At 74.6% G+C, this 21,057-nt stretch carries 15 protein-coding genes; 3 read left to right on the forward strand and 12 right to left on the reverse strand.

Annotated features, from left to right (window positions below; genetic code table 11):
- Positions 1 to 19: 19 nt before the first annotated feature.
- From TU30_RS37965 to rpmG, 7 genes are all read right to left on the reverse strand, one after another.
- A complete protein-coding gene (locus TU30_RS37965; protein WP_078878188.1) occupies positions 20 to 6,802 on the reverse strand; it encodes a type I polyketide synthase in 6,783 nt (2,260 codons plus the stop codon).
- Complete coding sequence (locus TU30_RS09370) at positions 6,799 to 11,013, reverse strand: non-ribosomal peptide synthetase (RefSeq protein WP_052479764.1); 4,215 nt, start codon at positions 11,011 to 11,013, stop codon at positions 6,799 to 6,801. The genes TU30_RS37965 and TU30_RS09370 overlap by 4 nt, the downstream gene beginning before the upstream one ends.
- 100 nt (positions 11,014 to 11,113) lie before the next feature.
- Positions 11,114 to 11,866: a trans-aconitate 2-methyltransferase gene (locus tag TU30_RS09375; RefSeq protein WP_042167030.1), complete on the reverse strand. Its 753-nt coding sequence runs from the start codon at positions 11,864 to 11,866 to the stop codon at positions 11,114 to 11,116.
- A 273-nt stretch (positions 11,867 to 12,139) separates the two neighbouring features.
- Positions 12,140 to 12,388 carry a 30S ribosomal protein S18 gene (rpsR, locus tag TU30_RS09380; RefSeq protein WP_042167031.1) on the reverse strand — a complete coding sequence of 83 codons (249 nt, stop codon included), beginning with the start codon at positions 12,386 to 12,388 and terminating at the stop codon, positions 12,140 to 12,142.
- Between the two features lie 83 nt (positions 12,389 to 12,471).
- Complete coding sequence (locus tag TU30_RS09385; RefSeq protein ID WP_042167032.1) at positions 12,472 to 13,647, reverse strand: GTP-binding protein; 1,176 nt, start codon at positions 13,645 to 13,647, stop codon at positions 12,472 to 12,474.
- Positions 13,644 to 13,901, reverse strand: a complete 258-nt coding sequence (locus TU30_RS09390) for a type B 50S ribosomal protein L31 (protein WP_042167034.1) — start codon at positions 13,899 to 13,901, stop codon at positions 13,644 to 13,646. The genes TU30_RS09385 and TU30_RS09390 overlap by 4 nt, the downstream gene beginning before the upstream one ends.
- A 5-nt stretch (positions 13,902 to 13,906) precedes the next feature.
- The gene (gene rpmG / locus TU30_RS09395; protein WP_017949758.1) at positions 13,907 to 14,071 is read right to left on the reverse strand and encodes a 50S ribosomal protein L33; all 165 of its coding nucleotides are present in this window, start codon (positions 14,069 to 14,071) and stop codon (positions 13,907 to 13,909) included.
- An 81-nt stretch (positions 14,072 to 14,152) separates the two neighbouring features.
- Between rpmG and rpmB the strand changes: the two genes are divergently transcribed.
- Positions 14,153 to 14,389, forward strand: coding sequence for a 50S ribosomal protein L28 (gene rpmB / locus TU30_RS09400; RefSeq protein WP_042167040.1), 237 nt, complete (start codon positions 14,153 to 14,155; stop codon positions 14,387 to 14,389).
- Positions 14,389 to 14,694 (forward strand): 30S ribosomal protein S14, encoded by a 306-nt coding sequence (gene rpsN / locus TU30_RS09405; RefSeq protein WP_042167042.1) that lies wholly within the window; start codon positions 14,389 to 14,391, stop codon positions 14,692 to 14,694. The genes rpmB and rpsN overlap by 1 nt, the downstream gene beginning before the upstream one ends.
- A 214-nt stretch (positions 14,695 to 14,908) precedes the next feature.
- On the opposite strand, the gene TU30_RS38255 is transcribed toward rpsN, so the two are convergent.
- Entirely contained in the window at positions 14,909 to 15,217 is a 309-nt protein-coding gene (locus TU30_RS38255) for a hypothetical protein (RefSeq protein ID WP_199816842.1), read from the reverse strand.
- Between the two features lie 322 nt (positions 15,218 to 15,539).
- On the opposite strand from TU30_RS38255, the gene TU30_RS09415 reads away from it, so the two are divergent.
- Positions 15,540 to 16,070: a GNAT family N-acetyltransferase gene (locus tag TU30_RS09415; protein ID WP_234307816.1), complete on the forward strand. Its 531-nt coding sequence runs from the start codon at positions 15,540 to 15,542 to the stop codon at positions 16,068 to 16,070.
- A gap of 6 nt (positions 16,071 to 16,076) precedes the next feature.
- Here TU30_RS09415 and TU30_RS09420 read toward each other — a convergent pair whose 3' ends face one another.
- From TU30_RS09420 to TU30_RS09435, 4 genes are all read right to left on the reverse strand, one after another.
- The gene (locus TU30_RS09420) at positions 16,077 to 16,889 is read right to left on the reverse strand and encodes a trans-aconitate 2-methyltransferase (RefSeq protein ID WP_042167049.1); all 813 of its coding nucleotides are present in this window, start codon (positions 16,887 to 16,889) and stop codon (positions 16,077 to 16,079) included.
- 79 nt (positions 16,890 to 16,968) lie between these two features.
- Positions 16,969 to 18,195, reverse strand: coding sequence for an aminotransferase class V-fold PLP-dependent enzyme (locus TU30_RS09425; protein ID WP_042167052.1), 1,227 nt, complete (start codon positions 18,193 to 18,195; stop codon positions 16,969 to 16,971).
- On the reverse strand, positions 18,192 to 19,532 hold the full coding sequence (locus TU30_RS09430; RefSeq protein ID WP_042167054.1) for a pyridoxal-phosphate dependent enzyme: 1,341 nt from the start codon (positions 19,530 to 19,532) through the stop codon (positions 18,192 to 18,194). The genes TU30_RS09425 and TU30_RS09430 overlap by 4 nt, the downstream gene beginning before the upstream one ends.
- Positions 19,529 to 21,055, reverse strand: a complete 1,527-nt coding sequence (locus TU30_RS09435; RefSeq protein WP_042167056.1) for a Y4yA family PLP-dependent enzyme — start codon at positions 21,053 to 21,055, stop codon at positions 19,529 to 19,531. Before TU30_RS09435 ends, TU30_RS09430 begins: the two co-directional genes overlap by 4 nt.
- Between the last annotated feature and the right edge of the window lie 2 nt (positions 21,056 to 21,057).

A 21,057-nucleotide genomic window follows, 5' to 3' on the forward strand; every position in this document is an offset into this window, starting at 1 on the left:
CGGGGTGGGCGGCCGGGGTTCACCGGCCGGTGGGTACGGCGGCCAGGGCCCGGTCGATCAGGGCGGCGGTCCGCCGGACCGCGGGGTCGTGCAGCAGGGAGTAGTGGTGGCCGTCGACCGTGTGGGCGTCCACCGGGCCGTTGACGTGCGGCAGCCAGCCCAGGGAGGGCAGGTCTCCGGCGTCGTCCACGCCCATGCCGACGCCGGCGTTGTGCGGCGAGGGCCGGGACGCGGCGATCAGCAGCAGGCGGGTGGCCGGGTCGGTGAGGTGTCCGGCCCGGTGGTCCGCCAGCGCCCGCAGGTGGCGTTCGAAGACCTCCAGGCGGGTGTCGGCGGTGTCCCGCGGGCCGAGCAGGCCGGCCTGCCGCAGCCGTTCGGTGACGGTCCGGCGTACCGCCGCCGGGTCCGAAGCCGTGCGGACCGTCTCCGCGTCCGGACCGAGGCCCAGGTCGAGGTCGAGGAACGCCTCCAGCGAACGCAGGTAGCGGACGGCCGCGAAGGCGGTGTCCTGGGCGCGGTCGGTACCGCCCAGCGCCCGGATGCGGTCGGGGGTGTTGGAGTCGATCAGGACCAGCAGGTCGGTCCGTTCACCGCGTCGCTGGAGTTCCACGGCCATCTGGTGGGCGACCGTGCCGCCCATCGACCAGCCGCCCAGCAGGTAGGGGCCCTGCGGCTGGTGGGCGCGCAGCGCGGCGAGGTAGCGGTCGGTCATCCCGGCGATGGTCCGCGGCCCGGTGCCGCCGGTCAGGACGGGGTCGGTGAGGGCCACGACGGGCCGGCCGTCGGTGAGGAGCCGGGCGAGTTCGCCGTAGCACAGCACGTCCCCGCCGGAGGGGTGCATGAGGAACAGGGGGCGGTCGCCGTCGCCGTCGCGCAGCAGCACGGCCGCGTCGGTGTCGGGGCCCGGGACGCGGCCGGCCGGTTTCCGTGCCCGGGCGGCGTCGGCGGGGGCCGCCCGTCGCGGTGCGCGGACCGGGGCGGAGGGCGCGGTGCGGGGCTCGTCGAGGTCCCACGCCCACGGTGCGTCGGCCAGTCGGCGCACCCGCTCGGTGTAGGCGGTGAACGCCGCGTCCGCCGCGTCGGCGGGCAGGGCGTTCTCCAGCACGTCCCACTGGAGCAGCAGTGCCCCGTGCTGCTCGATCACCTGGTGGTCCAGCCAGGTCTGCGGGGTGTTGCTCACGCCGTACACCGGTGTGCCCGCCCAGTCCAGGTCGTGTCCGCCGCCGAGCGGTCCGGACAGGCCCAGGGCGCTGGTGAAGACCACGGGAACGGACTCGGAGCGGCCGGTGCGCGAGGACTTCTCGGCCAGCAGGTCGAGCGCGGAGAACTCCCGGTGGTCCAGGTCCTCGAAGAGGGTGCGCTGGGCCCGTACGGCCGCGTCGGCGAAGCGGCGGGTGTCCGAGCGGTCCACCTCGTGCAGCATCAGCGAGGTGAAGTCGCCGACCACGGCGTCCGCCCCGGGGAGCTGCGCGGGCCGGTCGAAGAGGGTGAGGGTGACGGCGAACCGGTCCTGCCCGGACCAGTCGGCGAGTGCCTCGCCGTAGGCCGCCAGCAGGACGGCCGTGGGGGTCAGCCCGCGGCGGGCGGCCTCGGCCCTGAGGGCGTCCCAGCGGTCCGGCTCCAGACGGGCGGTGCGGCGTGCGAAACGGGGCCGGTCACCGGGGTTCCCCGGCTGGACGGGCAGCGCGGGCGCGCCGGGCAGGTCGTCCAGCCTGGCGCGCCAGTAGGCGGCGGCCCGTGTGTACTCGGGGCTCTCGGCGCGGCGCCGGAGCGCGGCCACACAGTCCGCGAAGGTGGTCTCCAGCGGCGGCAGTCGGGCGGCGGGGTCGTGGTAGAGGGTGCGCAGTTCGCGGTCCCAGACCAGGTAGCTGGCGGTGTCGCACACCAGCACGTCGACGTTGACGAACAGGCGCACGATGTCGCCGGGCAGCCGGGCGGCCCGGATGTCGACCAGGGGCCAGCGGCCCGGGCGGGGTTCGCGGCGCACCATGCGCTCGCGGACGCGCTCCAGCTTCCGGGTCCGCTCGGTGGCGTCGTCCTTCGTCAGGTCCTGGACCCGGATCCGGTAGGGGGGCACCTTGTCGAGCACCCGGTTGCGTCCCTCCGGCGAGACGACCGCGCGCAGCATCGGGTGGCGGGCGACGACCGCGTTCCAGGCCGCCTCGTAGCGGTCGGTGTCCAGTCCGGGGCAGTCGTACTCCAGGTGGAAGGAGCAGGGGACGTCGCCGAGGCGGTAGCCGCCCGACCCGCCGACCCAGTAGGCGTGCTGCACCCGGGTGAGGGGGAACTCCCGCGGACCGTCACCGGGGTGGGGAGAGGGGCCGCCCGTGTCCTTCGGCCCGGCGGGGGCGTTGTGGGGTTCCCCGCCGGGCAGCATCGGGGCCAGGGCCGCGATGGTGGGCCGGGCGAGCAGGTCCTGCAGCCGCAGGTCGGCGCCGTGGTCGTCGCGCAGCCGGGCGAGCATCCGGGTGGCCAGCAGGGAGTGCCCGCCGAGCGCGAAGAAGTCGGCGTCGCGGTCGGTGACGGGGAAGCCCAGCAGGTCCGACCAGACCTCGGCCAGGAGGGTCTCCGTGCCGGTGGTGGATCCCGCACCGGTCTGCGGCTTCGCCGCGGGCGCGCCGGGAGCCGGTACGACCGGGGCGGGTACGGCGGTGGGCGTGCCCGCGGTGCGGGGCGCGAGGTCGGCCGGCGAGACGGCGACGGAGGCCGGGGCACGGCCCCGGGCCGCGAGCGCCAGCAGCCGGTCCACGGTGCGCATGCCGTCCGCCAGACCGATCGAGTGCCGTGAGGCGACGGTGCGTTCGCTGCGGCCGGGGCCCACCCGCCAGCCGTCCCAGGCCACGCTGATCCAGCGGGGCGTCCCGGTGCCGGTGGTGTGCTCGTGCTCGGCGAGGGCGTCCAGGTACCGGTTGACGGCGGCGTACGGGGCGAGTCCGAGGCCGCCGACGAACGCCGTGGCCGAGGACATCAGCAGGACGGTGGCCGGGCGGCGGCCGGGCGGGAGGCCGTGCACGGCGCTGCGCAGCGCGAGGGCCGCGGTGACCTTGGCGTGCGCGTGCGCGTGCACGGCCTGCTCCCCGGTGGCGCGCAGGGGGGCGACGGCGGCGGAGGCGACCACGCCGGCGGCGTGCACGACCAGGTCCAGCGGGCCGTCGCGGTCGGTCAGTTCCCGCAGCAGTTCCGTCGTGGCGGCGGTGTCCGCGGCGTCCGCGGCACGGATCTCGATGTCGGCGCCGGAGTCCCGCAGGAGACGGATCGTCTCCGCCCGTCCGGCTTCGCTGCTGCCGGGTTCGGGGTCCGGGGGGAGCCCGGTGCGGCCGGTCACCACGACCCGTCGTCCGGAGCGGGCCAGGTGTCCGGCCAGGGCCAGGCCCACGTCTCCGAGTCCGCCGAGGACCACCGCCGTGCCCGCCCGGTCGTCGGTGGCGGACGGGCCGTCCGGGTCCGGCGCGGGGGCGGACGGCCGCCAGGGGGCGATGCCGCGCGTCCAGCGGTGTCCGCCGCGCAGAGCGCACTCGATGCCGTTCGGGCCTCCCGACAGCAGGTCGGCGGCCTCCGCCGGCACGGCCCGGACGTCGTCGGCGTCCGGCGGTCCGGCCGGCAGGTCCACCGAGCGCCAGCGCAGGCCGGGGAACTCCTGGGCGAGGACGCGGGGAACGGCGAGGGTGGCGGCGGCGTGGGCCGTGGGCCGGTCGGCGCTCTCCACCTGCTGGGCGTTGTGGCTGAGGTGCAGCAGGCACGTGCGGTGCGCCCAGGACGCGGCGGCCCGCGCCACCTCCGCGTAGTGCAGAACCGACGCGCCGACGGTTCCGGCCGGGTCGTCGCCGGTGTCACCGTACGGGCCGATCACGACGACGCCCTCGCACGGAGTACCGGGGTCCCGGGCCGCCTCGTCGAGGGTGACGGTGCGGGCCCCGGCCGCGGCGAGCGCGGCGCGCACCCGCTCGGCCGGCGGTGAACCGGGCGGGGCGGCCACGAGCCAGCGGCCCCGCAGCACCGGCCGGTCCGCCTCCACGGGAGGCGTGCGCCGCCAGACGGGCAGCTGGAAGGGCTCGGACTCGTCCGGGGCGGCCGGCCCGGCACGGTGGTCCCGGCCGGCTGCCGCACCGGTCGGTGCGGTGGTGTCCGGCGGATCGATCCACAGTCTGCGGCGCTCCAGGGGCAGGCCCGGCAGGAGGACACGGCGTCGCCCCGGACGGTGCAGGGCCGCGGCGTCCAGGGGGACTCCGTGCGTCCACAGCTCTCCGGCGGCCGCGAGCAGCGCGGCGCGTCCCCCGCGGGGCTCGTCGCGGTCGGGGAAGGTGGCCAGGGTGGCCAGGGGCCCCCGGTCCCCCTGCTGACGGGCCAGCTGGAGCAGTGCGCCGCCCGGTCCCGCCTGGACGAGGACGGCCGGCCCGTCGCCCAGGGCGGTGGCCAGTGCGTCGGAGAAGCGCACCGTGGAGCGCAGGTGCGCCACCCAGTGGCCGGCGCCGGGAGCGGTGTCCAGCAGTTTCCCGGTGAGGGTCGTGGCGAGCGGGATGCCCGGGACACGCGGCCGGACGGTTTCGGCGGCCGCGCGCAGTTCGGGCAGGACCGGGTCGACCAGGCGCGAGTGGGCGGCCGCGTCGAGGGAGAGCCGCACGGTGCGTTCACCGCGTGCGGTCAGGGCCCGTTCCGCTTCGGCCACGGCCTGCGCGGGTCCGGACACCACACAGGACCGCGGGCCGTTGACGGCGGCCAGGTCCAGCCCGGGGTGCTCGGCGAGCAGGGTGAGGGTCTGCCGCTCGGTCAGCGGGACCGTCAGCATCGCCCCGCCGCCGGCCGCCCGGGACATGCCGCGTGAGCGGACCGCCACCAGCGTCGCGGCGTCGGGCAGGGACAGGGCTCCGGACAGCACGGCGGCCACGTACTCGCCGAGGCTGTGGCCCACCACCGCGTCCGGTTCGACGCCCCAGGAGCGCAGCGTGCGTGCGGCGGCCAGGGAGACGGTGAACAGGGCGGGCAGTCCGTGGGCGGGGTCGCGCAGCAGCCGGCGCGCGTGCTCGTCGGACGGGGCTGCGGTGATCAGCGCGGTGAGGCCGGTGCCGGTCCCGTCGTCGAAGAGGCCGGCGCACTCGCGCACGGTGCGGTCGAACTCCTCCTCCTCGGCGCACAGTTCGCGTCCCATGCCCGCGTACTGCGCTCCCCCTCCGGGGAAGGCCAGCACGACCCGGGGCGCGGTGGGGCCGGGTCGGCGCCGTGGGGCGGTGCGCAGGGCGCGGCTGTCGGCCTCCGCCGCCCCGGTGATCACCGCGGCGGCACGGTGCGGCAGTGGGGCGCGGCCGGTGTGCAGGGTGTGGGCCGCGTCGGCGGGCGTGACCGCCGTGGTGCGCAGGGCGGTCGCGGTGGCCTCGGCGAGGCGGGTGAGGGCGTCGTCGCGGTGCGCGCTGAGCAGGGCGAGCTGCGGGCGCGGATCGGCGGGGGGTTCGGGGCGGACGGGGGCGCTGCCCAGGACGACGTGGCAGTTGGTGCCGCCGATGCCGAAGGAGCTGACGCCCGCGTACCGGGGCCCGGTCCAGTCGGTGGCCTCGTGGACGACGGTGAAGGGCGAGTCGTCCAGCCGGAGGTCGGGGTTGAGGGGCAGGGCGTCCAGGGTGGGCGGCAGGACGCCGTGGTGCAGGGCGAGCACGGTCTTGGCGAAACCGGCGATGCCGGCGGCCGAGTTGGCGTGCCCGATGTTGCTCTTGACCGAGCCCAGGGCGCACCAGGCCGGTCCGGTGTCGCCGAAGACGCGGCGCAGTGCGGCGACCTCGACGACGTCGCCGAGGCGGGTGGCGGTGCCGTGGGCCTCGACGTAGGTGATGTCCCTGGGCGTGAGACCGGCCACGGCGAGCGCCTCGGAGACGACCCGGGCCTGTCCGCGCGGCGAGGGGGCGGTGAAACCGGTGCGGTCGCCGCCGTCGTTGTTCACGGCGGAGCCGTGCAGGACTGCCAGGACCGGGTCGCCGTCGGCGAGGGCGTCGCGCAGCCGTCGCAGTACGGCCACGCCGACGCCCTGGGTGTGCACGATGCCGGTGCCCTCGGCGGAGAAGGTGCGGACGTGTCCGTCGGCGGAGAAGATCCCGTCGGGGACGTGGAGGTAGCCCCTGCCCTGCGGAACGATCAGGGAGGCGCCGCCTGCGAGGGCGGTGTCGCACTCCCCCGCCAGCAGGGACTGGGCGGCCAGGTGCACGGCGACCAGGGACGTCGAGCAGGCGGTACCGACCGCGACGGCGGGCCCGGTGAGCGCGAGGCGGTGCGCGACGTGCAGGGGAAGGTAGTCGGCCACTCCCGCGAGGGCCGCCTGGAGGCTGCCGACGGGGTCGGTGGCGGAGGCGGCGTACCGGTCGGCGAGGTTGCGGGCGAGGTAGTCGCTGTGGGCGGCGCCGGCGAAGACGCCGACGGCGCCCGCTCCCGCGCCGCCGCCGTGCCCGGCGCTCTCCAGGGCGCGCCGGCACGCTTCGAGGAAGAGCCTCTGCTGAGGGTCCATCACGGCCGCTTCGGCGTCGGTCAGGCCGAACGGCTCGGGGTCGAACCGGTCCTGGCCGTCGATGATCCCGCTGACGGGTATGTGGGCGGGGTTGGCCGACAGCCGTGCCGGGATGCCGCGTTCGGCCGGTTCCCGCTCGCTCTGCCGGGTCAGTCCGCTGCGGCCGCCCGCGAGCAGGTCCCAGTAGGACGCCGTGTCGGGGGCGCCGGGGAACCGGCAGTCCAGGGCGGTGACCGCGATCAGGTCGTCACCGGCCTCGTGCTCGGGCCGGGGGGTGTCCACCCCGCCTCCTCGGGGGGAAGCCTGTTCGGTCATCGCGTGGTCTCCTCGGCCAGGGCGCGTGCGGCGACGCGGGACGTTCTGCGCGTGGGCCGTTCGGACGGCGGGTCGGACGGCGGGTCGGACGGCGGAACGGACGGCGGAACGGACGGCGGAACGGCGCCGGTACCGGCGGCAGCGGCGCCCCGGTCGGTGCCCGGGGTGCTCTGGGCGGTGATGCGGGCTGCCAGGGCCACGACGGTGGGGTGCTCGAACATGTCCGCCAGTGCGAGGCGGGGCGCGATGCTCTCGCGGAGCCTGCGGTGGGTGAGGACCAGGGTGAGGGAGGTGGCTCCCAGCTCCCCGAAGGTGCTGTCGGGCGTCACCGGCACGTCCGTGAAGTCGGCCAGGATGCCGGTCAGAGCCTCCAGTACGGCCGGGGCCACGGGCGTGGCCCCGCCCTGTCCTCGGGGTCGGGGCACCTGACCGGATCCGGTGCCGTACGGGTCCGGGGCCGGAGCGCCGGACGCCGGCCCGGACGGGGAGGGCGCCGGGGAGGGCGCCGGGGAGTCCACGGGCGCCGGTGGCGCCGGGGGGACCACGGGGGCCACGGGTGCCGGGAGGTCCGCGGGGTCCGCGGGCTGGGGGTGACAGACCACCTCCACCAGTCCTCCGGGGCCCAGGCGCGGCGCTGCGGCGCTGCCGTCGGCGGTCCGCGCCACGTGCCGGAGCCATCGGGCGGACGCCTCCAGTGCCTGGTCCGGCAGGAGCCGTCCGGGCCGGACCACGACGGCGGCCTCCAGGCCCAGGGCAGCCGCCTCGGCCAGTGCCGCGGCGATCCAGTCCCCGCCCGGGGCGGCGGCGGACGCGGAGGCGGGGTCGGCGTCGGACCCGGCCGGAGCCGTGCGCGGTGCAGCGGAGGGCCCGTTGGCCGCCGCGGCGGCCGGGCCCGGCTGCACGGCGGCCGGGTCCGGTCCGTCGGCGGTGGCGGGCCGGTCGTCGGTGGGTGCGGCGGTCAGCGCCGCGTGGTCGATCTTGCCGTTCGCCGTGACCGGCAGCTGGTCCAGGATGACGAACCGGCCGGGCACCATGTAGTCGGGCAGCCGTTCGCGCAGCGCGTCCGCGAGTTCCCGGGCGGTCGGCGGCTCGCTCGTGCCCCGGGGCGAGAGGTGCGCCACCAGCCGGGGCCGCCCGTCGGGGCCCCGCACCGACGACACCACGCACTGGCGGACCGCCGGATGGCGGGCCAGCACCGCCTCGACCTCGCCCAGTTCGATGCGGTGCCCGCGGATCTTGACCTGCCGGTCGACGCGGCCGAGGAACTCGATGGTGCCGCCGGCGGTCCACCGGCCGAGGTCGCCGGTGCGGTACAGGCGGCGGCCCAGCACGGGGTGGACGGCGAACCTCTCGGCCGTCTGGACCGGATCGGCGGTGTAGCCGCGGGCCAGCCCGTCACCGCCGATGAACAGTTCCCCCGCCTCACCCACCGGGCAGGGCGCGCCGTCCTCGTCGAGAACGAGGAAGCTCTGGCCGCGCAGCGCCCTGCCGTAGGGGATGCTGCGCCAGTTCGGGTCGGTGCGTTCCACCGGATGGGTGATGGACCAGATGGACGCCTCGGTGGCTCCGCCCAGGCTCATCACCTTCGCCCGGGGCGCGAGCCGTCGCAGCCGGTCGGGCAGGGTCAGGGGGATCCAGTCGCCCGAGAGCATCACCAGGCGCAGGGAGCGCAGCGCCCCGGCCGCCTCCTGCGGTTCCATCTCCGCGTACTCGACCAGCATTTCCAGCAGAGCGGGCGCGGTGTTCCACACGGTGACGCCGTGTCGGCCCGCCTGTTCGAGCCAGTGCTGCGGGTCGCGCTGCCGGGCGGGGTCGGGCAGCACCAGAGCACCGCCGGCGCCGAGGACGCCGTAGACGTCGAACACGGACAGGTCGAAGCTGAGCGCCGACAGCGCCAGCACGCGGTCGTCGGGGCCGAGGGCGAACCGGTCGACGATGTCGTCGATGGTCGTGCGCGCGGCCCGGTGCTCGATCTCCACGCCCTTGGGGCTGCCGGTGGAACCCGAGGTGAAGATGGTGTAGGCGATGTCCTCGGGGCGCGGGACCGCGAGCGGTGCCGCGGGTCCGGTGGGGCCCGCGGCGGTGCGTGCGGGGCGCCCCGCGGCGGTCAGGCGGTGAACGGTGACGCCGTCGGGCCAGTCGGTCCTCACTCCCCGGCCGACCAGCGCGTGCCGGACACCGGCCCGCTCGCAGACCGCGGCGATCCGCGCGGCCGGCCAGGAGGGCTCCACCGGCAGGTAGCCCGCGCCGCTCAGGCTGACGCCGAGTACGGCGGTGATCTGCGCGGTGCCCTTCTCGCAGGCGACGGCGACCATGTCGCCGGGCCGCGCCCCGTGGGCGGCCAGGAGTGCCGCGGTGGCGGCGGCGTTGTCCGCGAGGCGGCCGTGGGTGACGGTGGCGGCGGGGGTGTGCAGGGCGGGCCGCCGCGGATGCCGCCGGGCCGCGTCGGCGGCCGGATCGTGCAGCAGGGGGCCCGCGGTCGGGAAGGGCACGGCGTCCAGGGGCTCTTCGGGACGGAAGGAGGGGTCCCAGCCCAGGGAGGTGTCGTGCCAGGCGTCGGGGTGCGTCAAGGTGTGGAGCAGGCGTACGTGGGCGTCGAGCAGGGCCGGTGTCCAGCCGTCGGGGAACGCCCCGTCGACGGCGTCCCAGGCCAGGCGGAGGCGTCCGCCCTCGTCCCACACGATGTGGTCGAGCAGGACCTGCGGGGTCTGGGAGATGCCGTACACCTCCTGGCCGATCCAGGCGGCCGGGGGCTCCCCGTCGCCCGCGAGACCCACCCCGCTGGTGAAGACCACCGGGTGGCCGGGGGCTCCCACCGACGGCGGGTTCTGCGCCCGCATCTGTCTGAGCACTTCGACGCCGGACACGGACCGGTGGTCCAGGTCCTCCCAGAAGCGGTGGTTGACGGCGGCGGCGTAGTCGGCGAAGCCCTTCCAGTCGGCGGGGGCGAAGCGGGGCGTGCCGACCAGGGCGGTGGTGGTGAAGTCACCGACCACGCCTTCGGCTCCGTCCTCGTCCTCCGGGCGGTCGAACAGGGTGGTGTTGAGGCAGACCCGCTCCCCGGCGCCCCACCGGCCGAGGACGAGGGCGAAGGCCGCGAGCAGGGCGGCGGTCGGCGTGACCCCGTACTCGGCGCACCGGGCGCGCAGTTCCGCCCAGGTCGTGGCGTCGAGTTCGGCGGCGGAACGGACGAAGCGGGGCGGGGTGGTGTCGGCGGGGTCGCGCAGCAGGGGCAGCCGCGGCGACGGCGGCAGTCCGGGGGCGCGTTCGGCCCAGTAGGCGCGGTCGCGGGCGCGCCGGGCCGACCACCGAGGGTCCTCGGAGCGGGCGCGCTGCAGGTCGGCGAACCGGGCCTTCGGCTCGGGAAGCCGGTGGGCCGGGTCCTCGACGAGACGGCCCCACTGGCGCATCAGCAGCATCCAGCCGGCGAGGTCGGTCAGGAGCACGTCCACGCCGACGTGCAGCCGGGTCCGTCCGTCCGGCAGCAGCGTGGTGTGGATGTCGAAGAGCGGCCAGGAACGGGTGGGCCGGTTCTGGTGGGAACGTTCTCGCCGCTGGGCGGACAACGTTTCCCTCATCTGTTCCGCGGACTCGCGGCGCAGGTCGGTGACGCCGATCCGGTAGGGGCCGGGAGAGGCGGCGATGCGCTGGCGGCCCCGGTCGTCCACCGTCATGCGCAGCATCGGGTGGTGTTCGACCAGCCGGTTCCAGGCGGTCTCCAGCCGGGCCACGTCCACGAACGGGTCCGGGTCGCCGGGGGTGCGGTCGTACTCGTGGTAGTAGAAGGTGGCCACCCCGCCCAGCGGCATGCCCTCGGCCCGCCCTGCGAGGTACGAGGCCTGAATGGGCGTCAGGGGAAAGTCCTCCCCCTCCGTTTGTCCGCCGTGCCGTGCGTCCTGGGGTGACGTCCCCTCCTGCTGCTCGGCACCGGGAAGCCCGGAATCAGGGACCTCCTGCGGCGTGCGACCGGCGGACAGGCGGTCCGCCACCGCGCGGGCCGTCGCACCGTCACCGAGGAAGGCGGTCAACGGCAGGTCCTGGCCGGTGCGTTCGCGGATCCGCCGCCTCAGCCGCACCGCGGTGAACGATTCGAGCCCCAGGGCCGCGAGCGGAGTCGTCCGTGCGACCTCCCGCGGTGGTGTGCCGAGGACTTCGGCGATGCAGTCGATGACGCGGGCAAGGATGTCGTCACTCGGCACAGGCTGGTTCATCCGGTCTCCGTCGCAGAGGCTGGCAAGAGAGCGCTTCCCCCGCCCGGAGGGCGCGGGGGAAGCGGAACACCGATGAACCTAGATGAAAATGATTATCAGATCAACTAGCACGGGAGGGCAGATCGCCCGCGCGCTCCAGAACACACAGCCCCAGCCCGGGATCACCCGCCCGGCGCAGCGCGAGCCCCGCCTCGGCGGCCTCGGCCGCCAGCACGCCCTCCGGGGCGACCCACCAGCGGTACTCGACCGACGTCCCGGCCAACGGCCGGCCCTGGCGCAGGACGGCGTACTCCATGCGCCAGGTGATCTCGTCCACCCCCGTGGGGCACGCGCTCGCCCAGCCCTCGTACTCCAGTTCACCGACGACGACCCGGGCCATCCGCACCCGCTCGACCTCCACCGGGGCGAACGGCGGGGTGATGTTGAACACCAGCGCTCCGCCCGGGGCGAGTCGCCGCGCCGCACGGCTCCACAGGGCGCGCCTCTGCCCGGGCGACAGATGGCCGATCATGTTCAGGGCCACCACCGCGCGCACGCCGTCGGGCCAGTCGGCGCTCTCGCAGTCGCCGGGAACCACCGTGACGCGCTTGCGCAGCGCGTCGTCCTCGTGGACCCGGGCGAGCAGGACGGCCCGCATCGCCGCGGAGGGCTCGACGGCGAGGACCGGCACCTGCGGGAGCGCCTCGCAGATGACCCGCACGCCCCGGCCGGACCCGGCCCCGAGGTCCATCACGGCCCCGGCTCCGGCCCGGACGTGCGACAGGACGTCCGCCAGGGCCGGAGCCAGCGGCCCCCACGACTCGGCGATCATGATGTCGAGGTACTCGGCGGACCGCTCGTAGGGGTCACTCATCACTGCTCCAGAAACTCGGTGCCACACGGTTCGTCGAAGAGCGGACGCGCACGTGGGTGCCACGGTCCGCCGACGCGGACACCGCGAGAGTTCCCGACGGCCGCCGGGGCCCGCTTCCGGACCACGTCGCGCGACGCTCACCCCCGTACAGTAATCAGAAATGAATTTCATTACTAGAAGCGAGCGAGGGGATCGGTGTGTGCGCCCCGCCCGCAAGGCGGGGCGCACACACCGATCCCCTCTCCCTGATCCGGCCTGATCCAAACGGAAGACCTAACGCTGTCGGGAGCCGTAGGGGAGCAGGGCCATCTCCCGCGCGTTCTTGACGGCCTGCGCTATCCGCCGCTGTTGCTGACGCGTCACGTGGGTCACCCGGCGGCTGCGGATCTTCCCCCGGTCGGAGATGAACCTGCGCAGCAGATCGGTGTCCTTGTAGTCGACGTAGGTGATACCGGCGGCGTCCAGCGGGTTGACGCGCTGACGCGTCGCGGTGCGCCGGTCGGTGCTTGTGCGTCGGGGCACGGTGAGGTCATTCCTTTCTTCTCTTCGGACGGGGTGCGGTGCATGAACGGGCGACACGGCGGGACGCCGGATGGGACGCGCCGTCAGGTCACCGGGTCGAGCAGGTCGTCGAAGGCGTGCGGGAGGTGCTCCCAGCGGTCCCTGCCCGCCGCGTACTCGTCGTCGGTGAGCAGGCACGAGTCGAGCAGGGTGAGCAGGCCCTCGCGGTCCAGGCCGGGTGCGGTGAAGGTGAGGTACTGGCAGCGGTCGCCGTGTTCGGGGTGCCAGTCCACGGAGGCGGCGAGGCGGCGTTCGACGGGCACCATCTCCCAGGCGGCTTCGGGCAGGGCGGCCAGCCAGGGGCCGGCCGGCTCCACGCACAGCGCGCCGCCCGCGGCGTCCCACGACAGCAGGGTGTCGGGGCGGTCCGCCAGCCAGAACCGTCCACGACTGCGGGCGGCGGCGCAGGTCAGGTCCTCCAGCGCCGCGTAGAGGCGCTGCGGGTGGAAGGGCCGCTCGCGCCGCCAGACGAAGGTGCGCACACCGTGCTCGTCACACTCCTGCGGCAGCAGCGCGCACGCGGGATGCACACGGGCGGCGGCCGCTTCGACGTCGAAGCCCGCCAGCAGTGCGACCCCGAGGGCTCCGCCCCTCGCGGCCACCTTGCGCGCGCCCGGTGTGAGCTGGGCGAGCAGCGCGCGGTCGCCCTCGTCGGCGTCCTCGCCGTCCTCCCCGGGAGGGCCGTCCTCGACGAGGGCGATCACCGTGGGGTACTCCAGTTGCCTGGCGAAGGTGTCGGCCACCGTGCGCCGGTCGGCCGGGGCGGCGGCGAGGCCGGTGTCGGCCAGGTCGTCGCCGTTGGAGAGACACGGCAGGACGAGTGCCGGGTCGACCACGGTGGCCACCCCTGTCAGCGTCAGCGGGGCGCCCTCGGCGGCGATGACCGCGGCCATGCCCTGGGGCTCGACGGAGTCCCACAGCTCCACGACGGCCAGCCGGTGGCCGCCCTGCTCCGCGAGCCGCAGCAGTTCGGGAACGAGGTCCTCGCGCAGCGCGCAGCACGCGCAGTCGTTGACCAGGGGCGCGTCGCCGCTGTCCAGCGGGCCGCCGGCGTCGCGTACGGTCCGGTGCACCGCGCCGGCGACGGCGGACGTCAGGTCGTGGTGCAGCGCGACGGAGCCGGGGACCGTGCGCAGGATCTCGTCGACGGCGGCCCGGCGGGCGTCGGCGTGCAGCCCGGCGACGATCGCGACCGGCAGCAGCGTCCGGTCCCCGCTCACCGGTCGCTCCGCCCGTGTCCGTAGCGCCGCTCGAAGCGCTCGACCCGTCCCGCGGTGCCCAGGACCCGCTGGGTGCCGGTGCAGAAGGGGTGGCTCGCCGAGGAGATCTCGACGTCGACGACCGGATAGGTGGCTCCGTCCTCCCACTCGACGGTCTTGTCGCTCGTGGCCGTCGAGCGGGTCAGGGAGGTGAAGTCGGCGGCCCGGTCGCGGAAGACGACCGGACGGTACTCGGGGTGGATTCCGGGCTTCAAGGCTTTCAGCGCTCCTCACGGAAGTCGACGTGCCGGCCGGCGACCGGGTCGTACTTGCGCAACGTCAGCCGGTCGGGGTCGTTGCGGCGGTTCTTGCGGGTCACGTAGGTGTAGCCGGTACCGGCGGTGGACCTCAGCTTGATGATCGGACGGAGTTCGTTACGGGCCATGGGCCACACTGTACACGCTATTGGTTTTCATTTTCATTAAGCTGCTAGTGTGCCGCCCCTGCCCGCCATCGAGGAGGAACCATGTCCGCCCACTGCCAACTCACCGGCCGACAGCCCGGCTTCGGTCATCACATCTCCCACTCCCACCGGCGGAGCAAGCGCCGGTTCGACCCGAACGTGCAGCGCAAGCGCTACTGGCTGGCGAGCGAGGGGCGTCATGTCCGGCTCACCCTCTCCGCCAAGGGCATCAAGACGGTCGACACGATCGGCATCGAGGCCGCGGTGGCCCGCATCCGCGCCCGGGGAGGGAAGGTCTGATGGCGAAGAAGAGCAAGATCGCGAAGAATGAGCAGCGCCGCCTCGTGGTGGCCCGCCACGCCGCGCGCCGCGCCGAACTGAAGGGGATCATCGCGTCCCCCCGGGCGTCCGACGAGGAACGCGCCGCCGCCCGGCGCGAGCTGCGCCGGCAGCCCCGCGACGCGAGCGCCACCCGTCTGCGCAACCGCGACTCCGTGGACGGCCGCCCCCGCGGCCACCTGCGCGCCTTCGGCCTGTCCCGCATCCGCCTGCGCGAGATGGCCCACGCGGGCGAGCTCCCGGGCGTCACCAAGAGCAGCTGGTGAACCGCACCGGCACGTGATCGTCCAGGGGACCGGTGACCGCTGACGGCGATTGCCGCGCAGCCGCGCACCGGCCCCGCCGCGCGCGCCGCCCGGCGGGTGCACGGCGCGTTCGCCGGTCCCGGCGGGTGCACGGCGCGTTCGCCGGTCCCGGCGGGCACGGCCGCCCGTGTCCGCCGCCGGCAGGTGCGGCGGCGGACACGGGCGGCCGGGTGGCTCAGTGGTCGTCCCAGTGCCCCTCGTGGGCGGCGTGCCGGTGCCCGTCGTGCACGTAGTCGACGTGGTCGGCGTGCGGAACGGCGACGTGCCCGCAGCCGGTTCCGTGCTGGTGTTCGTGCCCCTCGTGCCGGGTGTGGCCCGCGCTCGTGCACTCGTCCACGTGACCGTCGTGCGTGCGGTGGATGTGTCCGTCGTGCACGTAGTCGACGTGGTCGGCGTGCGGAACGGCGACGTGCCCGCAGCCGGTTCCGTGCTGGTGTTCGTGCCCCTCGTGCCGGGTGTGGCCCGCGCTCGTGCACTCGTCCACGTGACCGTCGTGCGTGCGGTGGATGTGTCCGTCGTGCACGTAGTCGACGTGGTCGGCGTGCGGAACGGCGACGTGCCCGCAGCCTTCCCCGTGCCGGTGGTCGTGGACCTCGTGGGTGCGGTGCTCGGCGGCGGACGTCATGACGTGCTCCCGGTGCGAAACGAACGGGCGGCCGTCTGTGCGACGGCCGCTGTCGCGCTACCGGACCACCATAGGACGACGCCTGCGACCGCGCACGCGGAGGAGCGACGTGCGGTACCCGGGGTACCGCACGGCTGGCAGGCTCTGGGCTGTGACAACCCATGAGACAGTGCGCGCTCCCGTGATCACACAGATCAGCCGTTCCCAGGACGTCACCGCGGCCGCCGGGCGGGACCTCGCCGAATGCTGGGCAGGGGTCATCAACGCCGGCGGTGCCGTCGTCCCCGTGGACTGCCCCCTCCCTCCGGTGGCCCCGGCGGCCCTCCGGCCGGCGGTCGAGAGGATCGTTCGGGAACTCTCCTCGGACCGGAGCCGACTCCTCCTGGCGAGCGTGGACGGCACGCTCGCGGGCTGGACGGTCCTGCGCCGCGCGCAGCATCCTCTCGAGGCGCACTGCGGCACGGTCAACCACGTCCAGACACATGTGCGCTTCCGGAACAGGGGCGTCGGCGCCGCGCTGATGCGGCACGTGGCGGCCGTCGCACGCGACGGGATGGGCCTTGAACGGCTGCGGCTCACCGTGCGGTCGGGCCTGGGGCTCGAGGACTTCTACCGCAAGGCGGGCTGGACCGAGGTCGGGAGATGGCCGGGCGCGCTGCGGGTGGCGCCCGGTGACGACCGGGACGAGATCCTGATGAGTCTGGCCCTCTGAAGCCGCTCACCCCTCCCCTGCGGCCCCTGCCGCGACCGGGGACCCGGCCCCGGTCGCGCCGCCCGTGACCGCCACCAGTACAGCGCTGTCGCCGAACTGCCAGACCGGCGCGACGTGCGCGAAGCCGGACCGGCGCAGCAGCTCGGCGTGGCGGCACAGTGTCATCTGCCCACCGCTTTCACCGTGGGCCGGCCGGCGCCGCCCGCGCTCCGTGAACAGGTCGGCCAGTTCCGGGTCCCTGGCCGCCGCCTCCCACCAGGACCGCCAGTCCTCCCGGGGGCGCCCGCCCGTGCGCTCCGACCGGCGACGGCCCACATGGGCGGTGAGGTCCGAGCACGGTGACGTGTCCGGCGGGAAGTGGTCGCCGTTGACGAGGACACCACCGGGGCGGAGCAGGGACGCGAGGCCGCGGTAGGTGCGCAGCAGGACCGGTTCCGGCAGGTAGTGCAGTGCGGTCGTCGAGACGGCGGCGTCCAGGGGACGGTCCAGCCCGAGGGCGTCGGTCCAGCCCTCTTCGCCGATGACGGTGTCGACGTAGCGGGCGGCGTCGGCATAGTGCGTGCGCCCCAGTTCCAGCAGCAGGGGGTCCATGTCGGCGGCGACGATCTCCGCGGCCGGGAAGCGGGCGGCGAGCCTGGCGGCCAGGGAGCCGGGGCCGCAGCCCAGGTCGAGCAGGAGAGGCCGGGGGAGGCCGGCGGTGGTGTGCTCGACGACGTCCGCGATCACGGTGAACCGCTCCTCGCGGTCCACCGCGTACCGTTCCTGCTGCCGTTCCCAGCGCTCCACCCATTCTCCGGCCGTCGCCATGCTCACGCCCATCGCGCGCGCCACCTCATCCGTCTCTCACGTGTTCTGGACGGTGACGAATCTACAGGTGGAAACGGTTATCAGTTGCCATTCACGCCAAGGACGCGAGGACGGTCAGCAGGCGGTCGATCTCCTCCACCGTGTTGTACACGTGCAGGCTCACCCGTACCGATCCCTCCCGCGGGTCCGCGCCGGCCTGGCAGAGGCTGTCGGCCCGCACCATGAAGCCGTGGCTGAAGAGGATGAACCCGAGGTCGTCGGACGGGATGTCCCGGTGCCGGAAGGTCACGATGCCGTGCCGGCGCTGCGAGGCCGCGAGCGCGGAGTCGGCCGCCAGGCTGGCGGGGCAGCCGAGGAGCTCGTACGGGCCGATGTGCCGCAGCCGGTCGGTCAGCCGGGTCGTGAGACCTGCCGTCCAGCGCGCGATCCGGTCGGGGCCGGCCGCGTCGAGCCAGTCGAGCGCGGCCCGCAGCGAGGCGATGCCCACCGTGTTGGGGGTGCCCCGCCAGCCGTCCGGCCGGAACACGGGGCCGCGTGTGTTGCGCGCCCAGACCGCTCCCGTCCCGGGCAGGGCCATCGCCTTGTGCCCGGAGAAGACCACGAAGTCGACGTCCAGCGCCGGATCGTCGAGGCGGACGGGCAGGTGGCCGACGCTCTGGGCCGCGTCGAGGCAGATCGGCACGTCCGGACCGACCGCCGCGCGGATGCGGTGCACGTTCATGTCGCCGCCGTAGACGTGGTGGACGTGGGTGGCGGCCACGAAACGGGTCCGCGGACCGACCACCCCGTCGAGGGCCCGGTGGTCGTAGTCCCCCGAGACCGTCTGGTACGGCAGTGCGCGCACGCGGACGTCGACGCCTCGCCCGGCCAGCAGCCGCTGGGCCTCGAGCCAGGGGTCCAGGTGGGCCCGGTGGTCGGCGAACGGGACGAGGATCTCGTCCCCGTCGCCGAGGTACGGGACGAGCCAGTCGCGGGCGACGGTGCGCAGGCCCTCGGTGGTGCCGCTGGTGAAGTGGACGCCGGATCGGCCCGGTGCGGGATCGTGGAGGAACTCCTTGACCCGCTCCCGGGTCGACTCCACCAGCTCCGTGGTCCGGTTGGCCCAGGGGTAGGTGCCGCGGCCCGCGTTGGCGTTCGACGTCGTGAGGTAGGTCTGCACGGCCTCCAGTACGGCGCGCGGCTTCTGGGACGTCGCCGCGCTGTCGAGATACGCCAGCTCGGGATGGCCGGTGACGATGGGGAACTGTTCCCTCAGCTCCCGCTGCCACAGCAAGTCCTTCTCCCCGTCCGGCCCGGGAGGCGGCTGCGCGGCGCTCACCCGCGCACCAGCGGTGCGCCCGCGTCCCGCCAGGCGACGATCCCGCCGGCCAGGCTGCGGACGTCCGGGTGGCCCATCCGGGTCAGCGCGGCGGCGTGGCGCAGCGACTTCTCGCCGACGGGGCAGGCCAGCAGCACGGAAGTGCGTCTGCTGAACGGGAGCCCGCCGCGGAGCAGTTCCTCGAACAGTTCGTCGACGATGTTGATCGAGCCCTCGATGTGCAGGGCTGCGTAGGCGTGCGGGCTGCGCAGGTCCACGACGAGCGGACGGGGATCGCCCTCGACGGTCCAGCGCCGGGCGTCGTCGACGTCGACGACGCGGGCCTCCGCGCGGGCTTCGGCGTCGGTGAGGTCCGAGGCGGCGTGCCCCCGGCCCGCCGCCCGGCCCAGGAGCTCCGGGCGGCGCTGCCGCACGTAGCTGAGGTAGCTCTCGGCCCGGTCGCACACGATGAAGACCGCCGTCCGGCGCTCCCCCGTGTCGTCCAGCCCGGCGTCGGCGTGCCGCAGGTGCCGGACCGCTCCCTGGTAGGCGGCGCCTCCGGTCGGCCCCGACAGCAGTCCGCAGCGCCGGATCAGGGTGAGCATCCCGTCGAGGGCCTCGCCGGAGGTCACCGACTCGATGGTGTCGTACGTCGACGGGTCGAAGAGGCCGACCTGGTGCACCTCGTCGATGGTGCGGATGCCGGGTATGAAGTCCGACTTGTGGGCGACCAGGCCGAGGACCCGTACCCGCGGGTCGTGCTCGCGCAGAACCCTGGCGACGCCGGTCGACGAACCGGCCGTGCCGACACAGGCGACGAACCAGTCCGGCACCCGCCCGTCCAGGTCCTTGACTATCTCGGGCCCGGTGCCCGCCGCGTGCGCCTCGACGTTGCGCGGGTTGAAGTACTGGTCGGTGTGCAGATAGGTGCTGCCGGGGTCGGAGAGCGCCTGGTGGAAGTGGGTCAGCGGGTCGTCGGTGTCGGTCGGGTCGAGACACTCGCTGCGCCCGGGAAGTTCCTCTATCTCGGCGCCGAGGAGCAGGAGCAGTTCCTTGATCTCGGGGACGCGCATGCGGTTGGTGACGCTCTTGAACCTCAGTCCGTGCATGCCAGCCAGCAGGGCGAGGGCCTTGGCGGTGTTGCCGCTGGAGAGTTCCACGACCGTCCCCTCGCCGTCGGCCGCGGCCTCCAGGTGGGGCCGGGCCATGTGCCAGGCGGGCCGGTCCTTGACGGACCCGAACGGGTTGAGCATCTCCAGCTTGGCGTAGAGATCGATGTTGCGCAGCCCGTGCACGGCGGGGTCGATGCGCACCAGCGGTGTGTTGCCGATGGCGTCCGTGATGCTGTCGTACCTCATGCGGGTGTTCCCCCCGGGGGTGTGATCGGCCAGTAGTCCTCGTCCAGGCACCATTGCCAGGACTCCCCCCGCCGCTCCACCGCGACCGTTCTGGCGAGCGGCTGCCGCTGCGCGCGGTGTGCGTGGAAGTCCATGGCGTATCCGGCGGTGTTGACGAAGGCCAGCAGATCGCCCACGCGCGGCAGCCGGGGAAGGTGGACCAGACGGCGGGTGATGAGATCTGCCTCCAGGCAGAGATTGCCGGTGAGGAAGACGCCGACCGGTTCCCCGTCGCCCTTCTCCGGCTCACCGCGCGAAAGCAGCACGGGGTCCACCAGGACTCCGTGTTCCTCGAGGCTCATGTCTCCCGCGTTCATGCCGAGGCGCACCAGATACTGTCCGGACTCCGGGTCCGCGGGCCGTACGTCGAGTACGCGCGCGAGCGACAGCCCGCACTGGTCGACCAGGGAGCGACCGGGTTCGATGTGGAGGTCGTGGAGGTGCTCCAGCAGGAGGGTGGCCGTCGGCCGGCCCAGCACCGGTGCGGGCAGCGAGAGCAGTTCGTCGAGGTAGCCGGGGCCGGCGGTGGGACGGTGGGCGGGGTACAGCGCGGCGGTTCCGCGCACCGTACCGCCCTCGTTGCGCAGCCCGTAGCCGTGACCGCGCCAGGTCAGCGGCGGGCGGCCGCCGAGCACCGCCTCGCTCAGCGCGGTGGTCCACCGCTCCCACTCCCCGGCCTCGGCGAGGTAGCCGACGCCGAATCCGCCTCCGATGTCGACGGCGCGCGGTGCGAGCCCCCGCGCCCGGCAGTCGTCCATGAAGAGCACGCACTGCTCCAGCGCCCGCGCCTTCTCCTCCACGCCGGTGGTGTCCAGGTGGTAGGCGACACCGGTCAGCTCCACGACGTCCGCGTGATGGTGGAGAGCCGACAGGAGTGTCTGCGCCTCGCGCAGCGGGGTGCCGAAGCGGCTGCGCCGCGAGAGCATCCGGGTGCCCGCTCCCCCGTGGCCGGAGGCCGACTCGAACCCCGACAGACGCACCAGCACGTCGACCCGGCCCGGACCGTGCCGGCGCACCAGGCCGGCGAGCTGTTCCAGCTCGCCGGGCGAGTCCAGGTTCACCGTCGCACCCACACGCGCCGCCAGCCAGAGGAACTCGGCGTCCTTGGGGCCGGTGGCCATGATCCGGCTCCCGGTGAATCCGCAGCTCAAAGCGTGTCGTAGCTCCTCCAGAGAGGCGACGTCGACACCGACGGCGGCCACGTCCTCCGCCGCCAGTCTCCGCACCAGCGCGCTGGACCGGTTCGCCTTGTGCGCGAAGTACACCCGTCCGGCGAGGTGGTGGCGGCGGTAGACGGCACGAAAACGTGCCGCGTTCCCGGCGACGGCCTCGGGGAGCAGGACGTTGAGCGGAGAGCCAAGGGCGTCGACGAGCGCGTGCAGGAACGTCTGGTCCTCCAGGAGTGAGGCGAGCGGCGGATCCGCCCTCGGCCTCAGGTACAAGGGCGTGTCCACGTAAGGCCCCTCCCCGTGTCGATCGGCCATCG

The sequence above is a fragment of the Streptomyces sp. NBRC 110035 genome (assembly GCF_000829695.1).
In the GTDB taxonomy this organism is placed as follows: domain Bacteria; phylum Actinomycetota; class Actinomycetes; order Streptomycetales; family Streptomycetaceae; genus Streptomyces.

Bases quoted from the DNA above. Each gene is read 5' to 3' on its own strand.
- TU30_RS37965 (WP_078878188.1), bottom strand. From the start codon at position 6,802: ATGACCGAACAGGCTTCCCCCCGAGGAGGCGGGGTGGACACCCCCCGG.
- rpmB (WP_042167040.1), top strand. From the start codon at position 14,153: ATGTCCGCCCACTGCCAACTCACCGGCCGACAGCCCGGCTTCGGTCAT.
- TU30_RS09430 (WP_042167054.1), bottom strand. From the start codon at position 19,532: ATGAGGTACGACAGCATCACGGACGCCATCGGCAACACACCGCTGGTG.
- TU30_RS09435 (WP_042167056.1), bottom strand. From the start codon at position 21,055: ATGGCCGATCGACACGGGGAGGGGCCTTACGTGGACACGCCCTTGTAC.
- TU30_RS09420 (WP_042167049.1), bottom strand. From the start codon at position 16,889: ATGGGCGTGAGCATGGCGACGGCCGGAGAATGGGTGGAGCGCTGGGAA.
- rpsN (WP_042167042.1), top strand. From the start codon at position 14,389: ATGGCGAAGAAGAGCAAGATCGCGAAGAATGAGCAGCGCCGCCTCGTG.
- rpmG (WP_017949758.1), bottom strand. From the start codon at position 14,071: ATGGCCCGTAACGAACTCCGTCCGATCATCAAGCTGAGGTCCACCGCC.
- TU30_RS09370 (WP_052479764.1), bottom strand. From the start codon at position 11,013: ATGAACCAGCCTGTGCCGAGTGACGACATCCTTGCCCGCGTCATCGAC.
- TU30_RS09375 (WP_042167030.1), bottom strand. From the start codon at position 11,866: ATGAGTGACCCCTACGAGCGGTCCGCCGAGTACCTCGACATCATGATC.